At 44.2% G+C, this 16,393-nt stretch carries 13 protein-coding genes; 9 read left to right on the plus strand and 4 right to left on the minus strand.

The window, feature by feature from the left end:
• Positions 1-165: 165 nt before the first annotated feature.
• Positions 166-1,638 carry an aminoacyl-histidine dipeptidase gene (locus ACHUFM_RS08950; protein ID WP_394181549.1) on the plus strand — a complete coding sequence of 491 codons (1,473 nt, stop codon included), beginning with the start codon at positions 166-168 and terminating at the stop codon, positions 1,636-1,638.
• Between the two features lie 80 nt (positions 1,639-1,718).
• On the opposite strand, the gene ACHUFM_RS08955 is transcribed toward ACHUFM_RS08950, so the two are convergent.
• The 3 genes from ACHUFM_RS08955 to ACHUFM_RS08965 form a co-directional block, all read right to left on the minus strand.
• Entirely contained in the window at positions 1,719-2,024 is a 306-nt protein-coding gene (locus ACHUFM_RS08955; protein WP_394181551.1) for a hypothetical protein, read from the minus strand.
• 36 nt (positions 2,025-2,060) lie between these two features.
• Positions 2,061-2,705, minus strand: coding sequence for a peptidase associated/transthyretin-like domain-containing protein (locus ACHUFM_RS08960; protein WP_394181553.1), 645 nt, complete (start codon positions 2,703-2,705; stop codon positions 2,061-2,063).
• A gap of 110 nt (positions 2,706-2,815) precedes the next feature.
• Positions 2,816-3,319 (minus strand): hypothetical protein, encoded by a 504-nt coding sequence (locus tag ACHUFM_RS08965; RefSeq protein ID WP_394181555.1) that lies wholly within the window; start codon positions 3,317-3,319, stop codon positions 2,816-2,818.
• A 214-nt stretch (positions 3,320-3,533) separates the two neighbouring features.
• Here ACHUFM_RS08965 and ACHUFM_RS08970 point away from each other — a divergent pair, with 214 nt between their 5' ends.
• The 8 genes from ACHUFM_RS08970 to ACHUFM_RS09005 all read left to right on the plus strand — a co-directional run bounded on the left by ACHUFM_RS08970 (position 3,534) and on the right by ACHUFM_RS09005 (position 14,079).
• Positions 3,534-4,364: a 2Fe-2S iron-sulfur cluster-binding protein gene (locus tag ACHUFM_RS08970; protein WP_394181557.1), complete on the plus strand. Its 831-nt coding sequence runs from the start codon at positions 3,534-3,536 to the stop codon at positions 4,362-4,364.
• Positions 4,365-4,385: 21 nt separating this feature from the next.
• On the plus strand, positions 4,386-5,693 hold the full coding sequence (gene sbcD / locus ACHUFM_RS08975; protein WP_394181559.1) for an exonuclease subunit SbcD: 1,308 nt from the start codon (positions 4,386-4,388) through the stop codon (positions 5,691-5,693).
• A complete protein-coding gene (locus ACHUFM_RS08980; RefSeq protein WP_394181561.1) occupies positions 5,690-9,406 on the plus strand; it encodes an AAA family ATPase in 3,717 nt (1,238 codons plus the stop codon). The genes sbcD and ACHUFM_RS08980 overlap by 4 nt, the downstream gene beginning before the upstream one ends.
• A 282-nt stretch (positions 9,407-9,688) precedes the next feature.
• A complete protein-coding gene (gene minC, locus ACHUFM_RS08985; RefSeq protein ID WP_394181563.1) occupies positions 9,689-10,414 on the plus strand; it encodes a septum site-determining protein MinC in 726 nt (241 codons plus the stop codon).
• Positions 10,415-10,465: 51 nt separating this feature from the next.
• The gene (minD, locus tag ACHUFM_RS08990) at positions 10,466-11,275 is read left to right on the plus strand and encodes a septum site-determining protein MinD (RefSeq protein WP_394181565.1); all 810 of its coding nucleotides are present in this window, start codon (positions 10,466-10,468) and stop codon (positions 11,273-11,275) included.
• A gap of 1 nt (position 11,276) precedes the next feature.
• Positions 11,277-11,531: a cell division topological specificity factor MinE gene (minE, locus tag ACHUFM_RS08995; protein ID WP_063331204.1), complete on the plus strand. Its 255-nt coding sequence runs from the start codon at positions 11,277-11,279 to the stop codon at positions 11,529-11,531.
• Between the two features lie 169 nt (positions 11,532-11,700).
• Positions 11,701-12,924 (plus strand): cytochrome-c peroxidase, encoded by a 1,224-nt coding sequence (locus ACHUFM_RS09000; RefSeq protein WP_394181567.1) that lies wholly within the window; start codon positions 11,701-11,703, stop codon positions 12,922-12,924.
• 102 nt (positions 12,925-13,026) lie between these two features.
• The gene (locus ACHUFM_RS09005) at positions 13,027-14,079 is read left to right on the plus strand and encodes an aldo/keto reductase (protein WP_394181569.1); all 1,053 of its coding nucleotides are present in this window, start codon (positions 13,027-13,029) and stop codon (positions 14,077-14,079) included.
• Between the two features lie 147 nt (positions 14,080-14,226).
• Here the strand turns inward: ACHUFM_RS09005 and fusA are convergent, their stop codons facing one another.
• Entirely contained in the window at positions 14,227-16,311 is a 2,085-nt protein-coding gene (gene fusA, locus ACHUFM_RS09010; RefSeq protein ID WP_394181571.1) for an elongation factor G, read from the minus strand.
• Between the last annotated feature and the right edge of the window lie 82 nt (positions 16,312-16,393).

A 16,393-nucleotide genomic window follows, 5' to 3' on the forward strand; every position in this document is an offset into this window, starting at 1 on the left:
AACGCGAATCCATAAAATAAAACGCCATTTCATAATTTTACGTTCGCATGAGGTAGTTATACTCAGTCACATGCGTTTTCTGTATAGAGCTAGTCTTAATTTCGATTGCCTCAGTACTTGGGCTTCTTTACCCTAGTGAAAATCGACCATTGTTAAGAGTATCGAATGAACCAAGTATTAAGCACTTTGCAACCAGAGCCTGTTTGGCGACATTTTCAAACCTTATGCAATATTCCAAGGCCTTCTTTTCATGAAGCTCAATTACGAGATCATCTGATCTCTTGGGCGGAGTCACTTGGTTTATCGACTTATATTGATCCAGTGGGTAATTTGGTGATTCGTAAGCCTGCTAGCAAGGGAATGGAGGACAGACAAACCGTTGTCTTACAAGGTCACTTGGATATGGTGGCGCAAAAAGAAGCGGATCTTGAACATGATTTCACCAAGGATCCAATTCAAACCCAAATCATCGACGGTTGGGTGTCGGCAAAAGGTACGACTCTGGGTGCGGATAATGGTATTGGCGTTGCAGCCGCCTTGGCAGTATTGGAGTCTACTGACGTTGCCCATGGGCCAATTGAAGCCTTGTTTACCATAGAAGAAGAAACCAGCCTACGAGGTGCTTTGCAGCTCGAGGAAGGGATCTTAAAGGGTAAAATTCTACTCAATTTAGATTCCGAAGATCGAGGTGATGTCTACATTGGTTGTGCCGGTGGGGTCGATATCAACATCGATAAGCTTTATACGCCGATTCCGGCGACAGCAGACAAGAAGGCGTATGAGATTAGGGTTTCCGGCTTACGCGGCGGTCACTCAGGCTTGGACATTCACAAAGGGCGTGCCAGTGCCAATGTATTAATTGTCAGGCTGCTAACCTTGTTGAAAGAACAATGTGATTTTGGGCTAAGCGCGTTTTCAGGTGGCACCCTTCGTAATGCCATTGCGCGTGATGCCAAGGCGACAATTAATCTGGAAGCCAGAGACGAAGCCATTTTATTTCGCTTTATTGAAACATTTGAGAAACGCTGCAAACTTGAATTTTCAGTCATTGAGCCAGATTTAAAAGTGGGCTTAACGCCAGCGACACTCGACTCTGAGCTGGATGCCGCGACCACAGACCGTCTATTAAATGCCTTATACTGTGCGCCTCATGGGGTGCATAGAATGAGCACCGAGTTAGAGGGGGTGACAGAAACATCGTGCAATTTAGGCGTCATCAACCTCTGTCAGGCTACATCAGGGAAAAAGAAATTTGATGCCTGTTTGTTGGTCCGTTCATTAGTTGATTCTGCTGTGGAACATCAAGCTCATGTTGCCAAGTCGGCATTTTCTTTGATTGATGCTCAAGTTCGTATGGAAAATGGTTATCCTGGTTGGCGACCCGATCCGAATGCCGGTTTACTGAAAGCGTTTTTGCAAGTGCATAAAGAAGTCATGGGCTATGAGGCGAACGTTAAAGTCATCCATGCAGGTTTAGAATGCGGTATCATAGGGGCAAAGTATGCCGGCATGGAAATGGTATCTTTTGGCCCCAACATACGTGGTGCGCATTCGCCAACGGAGCGAATGGAAATTGATTCCGTCTCTGATTTTTGGGATTTACTGGTGGCCTTATTAGCGTCAACGCCAAAAGCGTAAGGCGCTGTTATAGTGCCACCTTAAATTGGTTTAAAGGTGGCACTCAGGAGAGAGACGTTTAATCAAGGTTAGAGGGTTGATTAAGGCATTGTTTCTAAACGTACGGACTCAATTAGTATTGGTGTACAACTACCTTTAGAAATGTGTTGATAATGGACTGTGTATTTTTGCCCTTTGATGGGGGAGGAAGAAAATAGATTGTGCGCTGTTTCAAACTGGTTATGCTCATTGCTTAACATTACATAATTCTTATCGACATGAGAGACGGTTGCTTGCTCAGCACCATTAATATACTGGCAAGCGCCGCCCACTTTTGCTTCACAAGCGGTCATTAATAGTAGTGTTGTAAAGCAAATGCTAAGAGTATGTATCTGTATTTGGCGCATCGATTTTATATCCTTTAGTAAATGGCTTAACACATGTCAGATAAGGGGTTCAAAGTAAGGATAGGCTTCTTCAAAAAACATTTCATGTAGTGTACTAAACGCCACCGTCTGCTTGTAATCTTGTTTAAAGCATTGTTGACTGACGTTTTCCCATGCTTGTGATGCCCAGTAATACGTTAATGAGACCTGATCTTGGCTAACTTCGAGTCCACCAAATGAGTGTTTTTGCTCAGCGAGGGATTGGCTAAGACGTGCTGCTCGACTTAGGCTGATGGCATTTTTTAGAGGTACCCCGCAATTTTCTATAAGCGCTATTGGCAGCGCAGTTTGTAAATCCTTGCCCAGCATGAATGGGGCGTTTTTATAGTGTGTTTCAATGGGAAAAAAACCGAGATGAAAGTCCGGATCTTGGTCGTCAAAAGCCAAATGTTGACCGCTGAAACGAAGCGTTCTCTGCTCTAACGAAATGTCCATGTGATAGGTTTTAGCCATGCTGGCCGCGGGCAGTTTGAAACTGAATTCTTGTGTTGTGGCAGGCAACTTAAAGAAACCATCTGAATCAGTCAGTGTTGAGTTAAGAGAGGTTAAGTCGGTGACCTTAATGCCAGATAAAGCCTTTCCCGTTTCCATATCAATCAGGGTGCCAGTCCAGCTCGGCGATGTGAATTCAGTTCGAAACACGGGAACGCAAGCCGATATTAAAAGTAGCAATATAGAGAGTACGAAGGCGATCAGGCCAGTGTGGAGAGATCGCAAACAGAGGCGTGAGAATGAATGGTTTGATTTTGTCATTATGCACAGCCTTCGATGTATAACACGCTTGGCACAAGTCCAGCCTTGATGACATCTATTTTATTGTTAATGTAATCCACGACTATGGCCTTGGTTTTGTTTTGATTATACCAGCGTAAATATACACCATTTTCATATTCATGAGGTTCTACTTCAATGGTGGGGTATTTCCTAGAAAAGTCAGTCAAGCTAAGTGAGTGTGTCGCCAATTCATAGAAAGGATTTTCTTTATCAATGACATTGAGTTGGTTGGTATCAATGCGTTCAATAACATGATTAATGATCATGACGGACACATTCGGGTAGGCGTCGAAACGAATATATTGGCAATCATCAACAAGCGTTGATTGGACGGTAAACGCTAATTTGGTGTCCGTGAGTTGTTCGCCAAATATAATTGGGCCGAAATGATCATGCTGTACTTTAGGCGAATCTTCGTATTTAGCCTGATGATTCGCCGCGGCTAGGTTGCTAATACCAAAACAGGTTAGCGTCACAATCATACTGTAGATGGCTTTACTATACTGGATAACAACCTCCGACGGTTTGTTTGTAAGCGTGATGGATGGGATTTGATCACTCTTACAGATTAGTGATTTAGGCGTATAAAGCAAGTGACAGTAAAATGAAATTGGCTTGATATCCTGAGAATAGGATCCAAGCTTCCCCTGATAAACTGTGTCATAATCATAGCTTTCAATTCGGTTAGGTTTGATCATGGGGTCGCAAGGACTGACGATAAGTCTGAATGGTAAAAAGGTTGGTGTAACCGCGGGTGAGAATTTACTGACGGCGTTGCTTACTAACCAATTTGACGTTCATTATGGCTGCCGTGCTGGGGCTTGTGGCGCATGTCGTTTGTACGATCAAAATAATGGTGAGTCGATCTTGGCTTGCCAAACTCAGCTTGTTTCTTCCTTATCATTGACCACGCAACCTGTGTCAACACGTATTCCTTTCTCCTTAATTTCCAAAAAGCAGCTAGATGAAGTCAGCATTGAATTGACCTTGATGGGGCCAAGCGATGAGTCTTTTGGGGATCGTTTGCGCTTGTCATTTGATCAAGAAGGCTTGGCGGAAGAATTCATGGCTTTAAATGCGGCAGGGCAAGCCTTGACGCTGGTGTTAGCAAAGTCGCAGATATCGGCTAGAGACTGGCATAAAGCGATGAGTCTTGCACCAGCGGATCGTGTTTTTTTGCAGCTTCAACAGGGGGTTAGGAAAGGCCGTTTGTTGTATGAATTAGGGGTTGATCAAGGGCCTTGGTTGGTGGTTTTGGCCGCCGAAAATATCGCTTATGAAATCCATTGGCGAGAGGTGCTTGCGAATGAAAACTGCGATCTATTAGCCTGTTGTACGTTATCCGATGAGTCTGAAAACCTAGCGGAGCAGGCTGTTTTAAACGAGGTTTTTTCGCAAGTTTTGAGTAAAACTAACTCGACTGATTTAAACATTCTGTATCATGGTCAAAAACGTTCCCTGCAACAGTGGGAAGACTATTTAAGACCATTACGTATTCGAACTCATCAGCTGCATTTCGTACGCTGAATAATCATATTAGGTTACCAAATGAAGATTTTACACACCTCAGATTGGCATTTGGGGCAGCATTTCATGGGTAAATCCCGTCGTGAAGAGCATAAGGCATTTATTGAGTGGCTATTGACTGTGGTAGAGCGAGAGTCAATTGAGGCCGTAATTATTGCGGGTGATGTATTTGATACAGGCTCACCACCAAGTTACGCTCGCGAAATGTACCATCAATTGGTCTTGGAAATGCGCGCCAGAACATGTCAGCTGGTGGTCATAGCGGGCAATCATGATTCAGTGAGTATGCTCAACGAGTCGAAGAGTTTATTGGCCTATCTGGACGTTCAAGTCATTTCTCAAGCGGATTTAACTGACTTGGATTCACACGTCGTAACTCTAAAAGATCGTCGAGGCAATGAAGCGGCTTGGCTTTGTGCTGTGCCATATTTGCGTCCAAAAGACATTATGCAAAGCCAATCAGGGCAATCAGAGCAAGACAAGAAAGAAGGCTTGCTGAAGCAAATTAAAGATTTTTATCTTCGCCTTTATCAACTAGCAGCACTGCGTAATGCCGATAGGAAAAAGCCATTGCCTATTATTGGAACGGGTCATCTTACTGCATTTGGTAGTCAGTTAAGCGAATCGGTGCGTGACTTGTATGTGGGCACTTTGGATACCTTACCCACCTCGGTTTTCCCACCTTTTGATTATCTTGCGTTAGGCCATATTCATCGCCCACAAGCGATCGGTAATAATGGTTGTTTTCGTTATTCCGGCTCGCCCATCGCACTGAGTTTTGATGAACTAGGGCGTGACAAGTCGGTGGTTATCCTTGATACGGAGTTACTGTCTACAGCCATGCTGTCTAAAGACTGCAATGTCATGACGGATCTGTTTGCCGAGCAAGAAGAGCCTGTGGTGTTAAAACCGATTCCGTGTTTTCAACCCATGGTCAGCTTACAAGGGGATCTACAAAGTCTGTTGTCTCAGATCGAAGGTCTGTCTTGTGAAGAAGGCAAAACCATTTGGCTGGAAGTATCTGTCTTAGCGGACGAATATTTGAGTGACTTGCATAAGCAATTATTACAAGTGGTGGAAGGAAAGCCCATTGAACTGTTAAGGGTAATGCGTAGGAGAGCACAAGGCGAAACGTCAATGGCATTTACTGAGCGACAAACCTTATCTGAGTTATCGGTTGAAGAGGTTTTTGATCGCAGTGTTACTGCCAGCTTAGATTTAAAAGACGAGGAAAAAACTGCCTTGTCGCAACTCTTTCAACAATGCTTAGAAGACGTGAATGAGCAGATGGAAGGTCATGGCAAGGTGCAAGTGGAGACGGTCGAATGAAAATTTGTAAGCTACGACTTAAGAACCTCAATTCCCTAAAAGGGGAATGGCAAATCGATTTTACCAAAAGCCCATTTGATGACGCGGGTGTGTTTGCCATTGTTGGACCCACTGGTGCAGGCAAATCCACCTTATTGGATGCCATTTGTTTGGCCTTGTACCATGAAACGCCTAGATTAAAAGTCTCGCCCAGTCAAAATGATGTTATGACTCGACATACTGCGGAATGTTTGGCAGAAGTGGAATTTGAAGTAAAAGGTAAGGGCTATCGAGCTTTTTGGTCGCAGAGACGAGCGCGCAATGTCAGTGATGGCAAGCTGCAACCCATGAGCTGTGAATTGAGTGAGATCGATGGCAGCATCATTACCACCAAGATAAACGATAAAATCGACAAGGTTGCCGAGCTAACTGGGTTGGATTTCGCACGTTTTACTAAATCCATGTTGTTGGCTCAGGGAGGCTTTTCGGCTTTCTTGAATGCAAAAGCCAATGAGCGTGCCGAATTGTTGGAAGAGCTTACTGGCACGGAAATTTATGGGCAAGTATCGAAATGGGTGTTTGATAAGCACAAGCAAGAAAAACAAGCTATTGCGGCTTTAGAACTGGCCAGTCAACAAACCCCTTTAATGTCAGCCGATGATCTGCAAGCTTTAAAGCAAAAAGAGACACGGTTTGCCGAACAAGACACAACTTATGCCAAGCAAGTGGCGCTTCATCAAATGGCTTTTGAGTGGCAACGAAAGCAAGCAGAGCTCAAACAACAAGAGCGCAATGCTGTTCGGTCATTAGCCGACACTGAAGCCTCAGTGCAGGCCTTTGCCGATCAGAAAAAAGCATTGGAACAGGCTCAGAAAGCACAAAGCCTTGAGGCAGATTTTGCCAAGCTGGTGGATGTTCGTGATGCTTTGTCTCAGCTCAAAGAAGAGCAAGTTTCTCTGGAAAAGAGCAAACAAGAAACGTTTGAAACACAACAAGAGATCACCAAAAATCTTGAGGTCAGTACAGAGAATTTGGCGGCGATCAAGAAGGAAGCTGAGCAATTACAGCAACAGATCCAGCATAGAATTCAGCCTTTGGTCTTGCAAGAGCAAACGTTATCTAGCCAGTTAGAAGAGCAAAAGGATTTTGTTGAGCAAGCTCATCAAAAACATCAATTACTGTTAGATGAAAAAACCCAAAGAGAAAATGTCTTCGCTCAAATCAAGGTTTCTATTGAGCATAACCAGCAACAGCTTGACCAATACCAAGGTATGGAAAAGATTGAAGCAGAGTTGGCCAATTGGCAACATCAGTTAGAGAGTCTGTCTGCAAACCATCAGACATTAGCGCAATCGTCATCCTTGGTGCAGGAAAAACAGCAAGCCTATAAAGATGCACTGGGTCAGCAACAACGGCATGTGATGATTGGTGAGACCTCAAGCCATGCCTGGCAAGTCAATCAACAACAGCATGCAGAAGCTTTGCAAGCCTTTCATGAGCTTACTGGCGGACAAGATTGGCAGACTTGGTCGGATCAGGCTTTGCAGGTAGAAAGGCAAGCGCAAATTAGTCGGCAGATAGAGCAATTATTGCAGGACTATCAGTCCTACGAGCTTGAGCAAAATCAGCTTGAAGAGAAGATCCGTCAATTAAACCATCAAATAGCAAGCATAGAACAACAATTGGTGGAGGCGCGACAGTCTTATAAAGAAAAAGCAGCGCATCAGAAAACTCTTGAGCAACTGGTGGAAGCGGAACGTCATATTACCGCGTTAACCACGCTTCGTGAGCAGCTTCAGGAAGAGCAAGCTTGTCCATTGTGTGGCTCTCAACAACACGATTTGCATCAAGCCTTGTACCAGCAAGATTCCGGTCATCCGCAGCAGTTGATGGCTTTGAATCAGTCTTTAGAAGACGTGAAGCAACAAGGTCAAACGTTAGCGGCAGATGAGAAACTGTTAGCAAAAGAGGTAGTCTTACTCGGTCAGCAGTTATTGGGTTTGCAAGAACAACAAGAGCAAAGAAAACAACAAATTTTGCCTTTGTTGTCTAGCTTAGGTTTGTCACCTCATTATCTAGAAAAGAGCCAAAATGATCGAATTGATGTTGTGGACAATCAGCAACAGATCTTACCCTTTATGCAAGCTTGGCAAACTGTTCAGCAAACACAATCTAGTGTTCAACAAAAGTACAATGTTGTTATGCAGCTCGAAAAAGAGCGACAAGCTTTGCAAGAGCAGCGTCAAAACTATGATGCTCGATTAGCCGAATTGGACGCACATCTGCAGTTAGCCAAACAAGCGTTAGAAACAGAGCAAAGCCGACAGAAAGAGGTGATGAAGAACATCGCTCAAGCAGAGCAAGCGCTTCAGCAAGCCATGCAACAGGCTGGTGTGTTGCCGTCTTTGTTTGATCAACCTATGACTCAAGCGATCGCACGTTTACAGCAAGATGTTATGGCGTGGAAAGAGGTTATAACGTCACAGGATAAGCTCTTGCAAACGCGAGAGCAGGCTCAGTTTGAGCAGGGTAAACTAAAATCTGCCCTAGAAGAAAGTCAGAGTAATGTGAAAAAAGCTGAAGACAAGCTGAGTCAACTAAATCAGCAGAGTACGACGCTTCATGCTGCTTTATCAGATTTGCTTGGGGGAGAGTCGATTGACTCCCTACAGCTGGCTATGAACGAGAAGTTGGCAAACGCTGAGCAGGAGCAACAAACGCAGCAAACTCAGTGGCAGAACTTGCAGGATGCCTTATTGGCTCTGACGACTCAGCTTAAATCCATGCAAGCTAACATTGAAAAACAGGTGAAAAAAGAGCAAGTTTTGCAACCTAAATGGTTAGCAAGCTTGGAAGAGGTAGGCTTTAGCGACGAGCAAAGCTGGCAAGCTGCGCGTATTTCAGAGCAACAACGGCAAGAATGGCAAGCAACGGATAAAACCTTACAGACTCGCTTTGCTGAGCATCAAACTTTGTTCACTCAAGCGCAGCAGAACTTGCAGCGGCACCAAGAGACGCAAGAAAAAATTGCCGATCCGTCTTTGTTATTGATTAATTTGGACGAATTAAAAATAAAACGTGATGAACTGCAAGCTCAACAACAAGCCTTGCATCGCGAATGGGGCGTGGTCACTGAACAGTTGAAGCAAGAAGCGCAGCGCAGCAAGCAAGTGGCGAGTTTGCTTGAGGCGCTGGAGAATAAACGAATCGATTTTGTTCATTTAGAGCGTCTCAATTATGTTATTGGTTCGGCGGATGGCGCTAAGTTCAGGCGGTTTGCGCAAAGCTTAACGCTGGATCATTTGGTGTATTTGGCAAACCAACATTTGCAGGTATTGCATCGTCGTTATCAACTAAAACGTCGTGAGGAAGATTCTCTTTCCCTTGAGGTTGTTGATACTTGGCAGGCCGACGCCAGTCGAGACACCAAAACCTTGTCTGGTGGCGAGTCTTTCTTGGTGAGTTTGGCTTTGGCTTTGGCTCTTTCTGATTTGGTGTCTCATAAAACCAGCATTGATTCTTTGTTTCTTGATGAAGGGTTTGGCACGCTGGACAGTGAAACGCTGGAATCAGCCTTGGACGCATTAGACAATTTGCATTCTTCAGGTAAGACCATTGGCATCATCAGTCATATTAGTGCGTTGAAAGAGCGAATTCCGGTGCAAATTAAGTTAACGAAGCAAAGTGGTTTGGGGGTGAGTCGATTGGCGCCTGAATTTGCCGTTACAGAATGATTATCTATGGTGCAAAAGTTTTCCCCAGTTTAATGGGAACAAGTATGTAAGTAACTTGTAAAACCTTAATGGAATCATAAAGTTAAAAGATCGCTCAATATTGAGCACTTAAGCTACATGAGGCACTATAAGAGAGCAAATAATTGTGTTTCTTTATTGTAAAAATACGGTTTATTAGCGTTTCTTTCGTTGGCGGCCTTGGTAGAATGCTGCGGTATTAAGGCTGTGAGCTATTTCTTGCGTATGTGGCCCTGTTTAGACTGTTTAATAAGGATAATGTAGATGACTGATTCTGGCTTCCAATTAAAAGGAAGTGTGGTTACTACTATTTTGTTGGAGATTCGCTCGTTTTCATTAGAGGGGATTGTTACTCAATTAGAGCAAAAAATTGCACAAGTGCCGAATTTCTTTAATCAAGCACCGATTATCATAGATCTGTCGAAGATGAAGCGTGGCATTCGTATCGAAGAGTTTGAGGCATTAATACGAGCTATTTCGACGCTTGGACTAAGTGTCATAGGTTGGCGATGTGATCCCGAAGCGCTGCCAGTATGGCATGCGCAGGTATCGATTGCTTTGTTACCTGCCAGTAAAGCCCGTGCGATCAATATGGCGCCAGTGTCGTCAGCCGAGGTCAGTCCAGATGTTGTGGTCAAAACGGTTGTTGAAGAAAAGCGGGTTCCGCAAGCCACAAAAATCATTACTAAGCCGATTCGTTCAGGTCAGCAAGTGTATGCGGAAGGGGATTTAATTGTATTAACCCAAGTCAGTGCCGGTGCTGAAGTGTTGGCTGATGGTAATATTCATGTTTATGGTGCGTTGCGTGGGCGTGCTTTGGCAGGCGTGAAAGGGGATACAGAAGCACGTATTTTTTGCAAAAGCATAGAGGCTGAGCTGGTCTCGATTGCGGGTAATTTTATGTTGAGTGATGCATTGCAGAAGATAGTATGGAAAGACAGCGCTCAAGTATATTTAACGGACGAACAATTAGAAGTGGTTCCGTTGTAGATTGATAGATTAATTAAAATGGTTCATTTCGAGTCATTGGAGGATAAAACATTGGCAAAGATTATTGTCGTTACCTCGGGTAAGGGTGGTGTTGGGAAAACAACGTCTAGTGCTGCAATTGGTACTGGCATTGCACTGAAAGGGCACAAAACCGTCATCATCGACTTTGATGTGGGGTTGCGTAATCTTGATTTGATTATGGGGTGTGAGCGTCGAGTGGTGTATGACTTTGTTAATGTCATCAACAAAGAAGCAACCCTATCACAGGCATTGATTAAAGATAAACGTACCAAAGACTTGTTTATTCTTCCAGCATCTCAAACCAGAGATAAAGATGCATTGACAATCGAAGGGGTTCAAGAGGTTCTGGAAGCGCTTTCCAAAGAGTTTGACTACATTATTTGTGATTCACCAGCCGGTATTGAGAAAGGGGCTCAGATGGCCTTGTATTTTGCTGATGCGGCCATTGTTGTGACAAACCCCGAAGTGTCTTCGGTGCGAGACTCGGATCGTATTTTGGGCATTTTACAAAGTAAGTCAAAACGTGCTGAAGAGGGTAAAGAGCCAATCGAAGAGCATCTGCTTTTAACTCGTTACCATCCAGAACGTGTTGCGCTGGGTGAAATGTTGAGTGTGTCTGATGTGGAAGACATTTTGGCGATTCCTCTATTGGGTGTGATTCCGGAGTCTGAGGCCGTCTTAAAAGCATCAAATCAAGGTACGCCAGTGATTTTAGAGACTGAGTCCGAAGCGGGCTTAGCCTATACTGATGCGGTTGATCGCTTAATGGGTGAAGAAAAACCATTTCGCTTTTTAGAAGTTCAAAAGAAAGGCTTTATCAAGCGCCTGTTAGGAGGTTAGTGTGGGGATTTTTGATTATTTTAAGAGCAAAGCTGAACCAAGTTCGGCTTCTGTAGCAAAAGATCGGCTGCAAATAATCGTAGCGCATGAACGCACTAAGCGACAGCAGCCAGATTATTTGCCACAAATGCAGCAAGAAATTATTGATGTCATTCGAAAGTATGTGCAAATTGGCAGTGAAGATGTCCAGATTCAATTAGACAATACAGATGAATGTTCTGTTTTAGAATTAAATGTGACCCTTCCCGACCAATAATTCATATCTAATCCATGCCAGTGTAAGGGCATTTGTCACCTTGTTTGATTTACATCGTGGTAAATGCTTTCTTTGGGGGAAATTGGATAATAATGATTGTCATTGTTTTACTGATATTTGTCTTGGGTGTATTATGCCCTCACAATGGAAACAGAGTGCTGAGTAGTCAATGATATTGCGAATTTCTTTGGGCATCACCGCTGCTATTGTTTTGGCTGCTTGTGGCGAGTCAAATCAGGTTGCCAGTCAAACTAAAGCGGTAAATCACGCCAAAACGTCTCAGTCTCAGGCGTCAAACGAGTTACCAATTCCCCTAACCGATCCTAAAGCTTTGTTGGGATCGCAGTTGTTTTTTGATACCAACTTATCCAAAGAGCGAAATCAGTCTTGTGCGACCTGTCATGCGATTGCCACGGCGTTTGTCGATAAACGCTTAGATGCGGTTGGTGGGGCTGTTTCGTTGGGCAGTGATGGGCATTCAATGGGTGGGCGTAATACACCAGCGGCGGGTTATGCTGCCTTCTCTCCCGCTTTTCATAAAATGTCTAATGGCGAATACCGTGGTGGACAGTTCTTAGATGGTCGGGCTTCAGGGTTAGCGGAGCAGGCTCAAGGTCCATTTGTAAACCCTGTTGAAATGGCGTTGTCAGATGGCGATGCGGTGGTTCAGCGAGTGAAGGAAAACCCACAGTATCAGCAGACGTTCAATGCTTTGTATGGTGACGGGATATTGGATGACCCTAAAGCGGGTTATGATGCCATTGCTGACGCCATTGCCAGCTTTGAAAAAACCGAACTCTTTATGCCATTTGACTCGAAGTATGACAGGGCGTTACGCGGAGAGGTGAAATTAACGCCACAAGAAGAGTTAGGCAAAACTTTATTTTTCTCACAACAATTTACCAACTGCAATGCTTGCCACCAATTAAATAGTTCGCCATTTAATTCGCAAGAGACGTTTACAAATTACGAATACAGAAACATTGGTGTGCCTGCTAATCCGGCTTTAGTGGCACATAGTGGCGGTGTGATTGATCGAGGGTTGTTGGATAATCCTGATATTCATGATCCTAAGCAGGCGGGTAAGTTCAAAGTCCCTTCTTTGCGAAACGTCGCGGTTACTGGGCCTTACATGCACAATGGGGTATTTAAAGATTTGCGTACTGTGGTGTTGTTCTATGACAAATATAACAACCCAACGCGCACAATTAACCCAGAAACAGGTAAACCTTGGGCAGAACCGGAAGTGTCTGAGAATATTGATTTTGTCGAATTGGAAAAAGGGCCTGCATTGCCCGATCAGCGAGTGGATGCCATTGTCGCTTTTCTGAAAACGCTAACAGATCAGCGTTATGAGCCTTTATTGGATGATTCCGCTGCCGTAATCGATTAGCTTTTTATTTCACGTCCTCATTGTTTTCATTGATAAAACTGGTCTGATGACCAGTTTTTTGTTTTCATGGATACTTTCTTTTTCCTAAGAAGGATATGAACGATGAAATATGTGCCATTAGGCCGAACAGGTTTAGAGGTTTCAAGGGTCTGTCTAGGGACCATGACTTGGGGAACTCAAAACACGCAGGCGGACGCAGATGAGCAGATTGAATATGCGTTAGACAACGGCGTTAATTTTATGGACACGGCGGAAATGTATTCGGTTCCGCCGACACCAGAATCTTATGGTAAGACTGAAACGATTATTGGTGATTGGTTATCGCGACATCCTTCTAAGCGAGAGGATTTTGTACTGGCGACTAAAATAGCTGGGGCTGGATTGAAGTACGTTCGTGATGGCGGTCCGATTACTGGGCAGGCTGTAATTGAGGCGGTGGATGCGTCTTTGAAGCGTTTGCAGACGGATTACATCGATTTGTATCAGCTGCACTGGCCTAATCGTACATCTCCTCATTTTGCTAAGCACTTTCCGAATCACATTCGTTTCACTGATGTGGATGGTGTTGAGCACTCCAATCAGATGTTGGATATCTTACAAGGCATTGAGGTGTGTATAAAAGCGGGCAAAATTCGCCACTTTGGTTTGTCTGATGATACTACGTGGGGCATTAATGAATATCTTCGTTTGAGTGAAAAGCATAATTTGCCAAGAGTGGCATCCATTCAAAATGAGTTCAGTCTATTGCATACCAAAGATTGGCCATACTTGATTGAAAACTGTGTCCATGAAGATGTGGCTTATTTGCCATGGTCGCCCCTCGCCGCTGGAGCGTTAACGGGTAAATATCTTGGTGGTGCTCGCCCTGAAGGCAGTCGTTGGAGCTATGCACAACGGAATGGTATTTTTCGTGATACGCCGTTAGTGGATAAAGCTGTGTCGGCGTATTTGGATGTGGCTCATACTTATAATATGACGCCAGCGCAACTGGCATTGGCTTGGTGTGACCAAGTGGATGGTGTCACCTCGACCATCATAGGTGCTACTTCGTTAGATCAGTTGCAAGAAGATATGGCTGCCTTTGATATGATGCTTAGTGATCAGGCATTGAATGACATTATGACGGTCTTTAAAGAGTACCCCGTTCCTTTCTAAGGCTTTACTCTTTCTTTTGTGACTTATGAAAAGCTGGCCGCATTTTATGCGCCCGGCTTTTTTATTGGCTGGTTTCACTAAAGCCCAACCAATAGGGCAAAAAAAACCGATGCCAAGCATCGGTTTTTTTTATTCGCTCAAGAAAGATTAGTCTTGGCTTTTCTTCTCTTTTTGCGCAGCAATAACAGTTTCTGCTACGTTTGATGGACATGGTAGGTAGTGAGAGAACTCCATAGAGAACTGACCACGACCTGATGTCATTGTACGTAGTGTACTGATGTAACCAAACATTTCAGAAAGAGGAACGTCGGCTTTAATGCGAACGCCAGTTGCGCCTTTCTCTTGGTCTTTGATCATGCCGCGACGACGGTTCAAGTCACCGATTACGTCACCAACGTGATCGTCTGGCGTGAATACGTCAACTTTCATGATAGGCTCGATCAACTGAGGACCAGCTTTCGGGATAGACTGACGGAAAGCGCCTTTAGCAGCGATTTCGAAGGCAATAGCAGAGGAGTCAACTGCGTGGAAGCCACCGTCGAACAGCTCAACTTCAACGTCTAGTACAGGGAAACCTGCTAGAACGCCTTCTTCCATCATAGACTTAAAGCCTTTTTCGACTGCTGGGAAGAATTCTTTTGGTACGTTACCACCCACAACAGAAGAAGAGAATGTGAAGCCAGAACCTAGCTCACCTGGTTTGATGCGGTAATCGATCTTACCGAATTGACCAGAACCACCAGACTGTTTCTTGTGCGTGTAGGTATCTTCAACTTCTTTGGTGATGGTTTCACGGTAAGCAACCTGTGGTTGACCAACAACTAGGTCTACACCGTAAGTACGTTTCAAGATATCTACTTTGATATCTAGGTGAAGTTCACCCATACCTTTAAGAATTGTTTCGCCAGAATCCTGGTCTGTTTCTACACGGAACGTTGGATCTTCAGCAACCATTTTACCGATTGCAATACCCATTTTCTCGTTACCACCTTTATCTTTAGGTGTCACAGAGATAGAGATAACTGGCTCTGGGAAAACCATGGCTTCAAGCGTACAAGGGTGCTTAGGATCACAAAGAGTGTGACCAGTTTGTACGTTTTTCATGCCTACGATTGCTAAGATATCACCAGCTTGTGCTGAACTGATTTCTTTGCGGTCATCCGCTTGCATCTCTACCATGCGGCCAACACGTTCGGTCTTACCTGTAAAACTATTAAGGATGGTGTCACCCTTATTGATCTTACCAGAGTAAACTCGTACGAATGTCAATGCGCCGAAACGGTCATCCATGATTTTAAACGCAAGTGCACGGAATGGTTCGCTAGCATCAACGATTGCTTTCTCACCGTTTGGATTACCTTCTTCATCAGTAAGATCCTGTGGGATAACATCTGTTGGGCTAGGTAGGTAATCAACAACAGCGTCAAGAAGAAGCTGCATGCCTTTGTTTTTGAAGGCAGAACCACAGTAAGTTGGGAAGAACGCAAGGTCACGAGTACCTTTACGAATACAGCGCTTAAGGTCTTCCAAAGATGGTTCTTCGCCTTCCATGTAAGACATCATTAGGTCGTCGTCTTGCTCAACCGCTGTTTCAATCAAAGCTTCACGGTATTCTTCAACTTGGTCAACCATGTCAGCAGGAACGTCTTCAACTTTGTAGTTTTCAGGCTGTCCACTTTCGTCCCAGATGTAAGCTTTACGAGTAAGCAAATCAACAACACCAACGAATTCATCTTCAGTGCCGATTGGTAGAACCATAACTAGAGGTGTCGCACCAAGAACTTTTTTAACTTGCTCAACAACACGGTAAAAGCTTGCGCCTAGACGGTCTAGTTTGTTAACAAAGATCAAACGAGCAACTTCAGATTCGTTTGCGTAGCGCCAGTTTGTTTCTGATTGTGGCTCAACACCACCAGAACCACAGAATACACCAACACCACCGTCAAGAACTTTAAGGGAACGGTATACTTCTACAGTGAAGTCAACGTGTCCAGGTGTGTCGATAACGTTGAAACGGTGGTCTTTCCAGAAACAACTAACCGCAGCAGACTGGATGGTAATACCACGCTCAGCTTCTTGTTCCATGAAGTCTGTAGTCGATTCACCTTCATGAACTTCACCGATTTTATGGATAATACCAGTAAGTTTAAGAATACGTTCTGTTGTGGTTGTTTTACCCGCGTCTACGTGGGCAAAAATACCGATGTTTCTGTATTTTGATAAGTCAGCCATTACATTACTCTAAATAAGTGAGGACGAAATTTGCGCGTTATTATACAAGACTTCTCGAGAAGAGTCAGGTATTTCGCGCTAT

This window comes from Marinomonas posidonica (assembly GCF_043643765.1).
GTDB classification, from domain to species: domain Bacteria; phylum Pseudomonadota; class Gammaproteobacteria; order Pseudomonadales; family Marinomonadaceae; genus Marinomonas; species Marinomonas posidonica_A.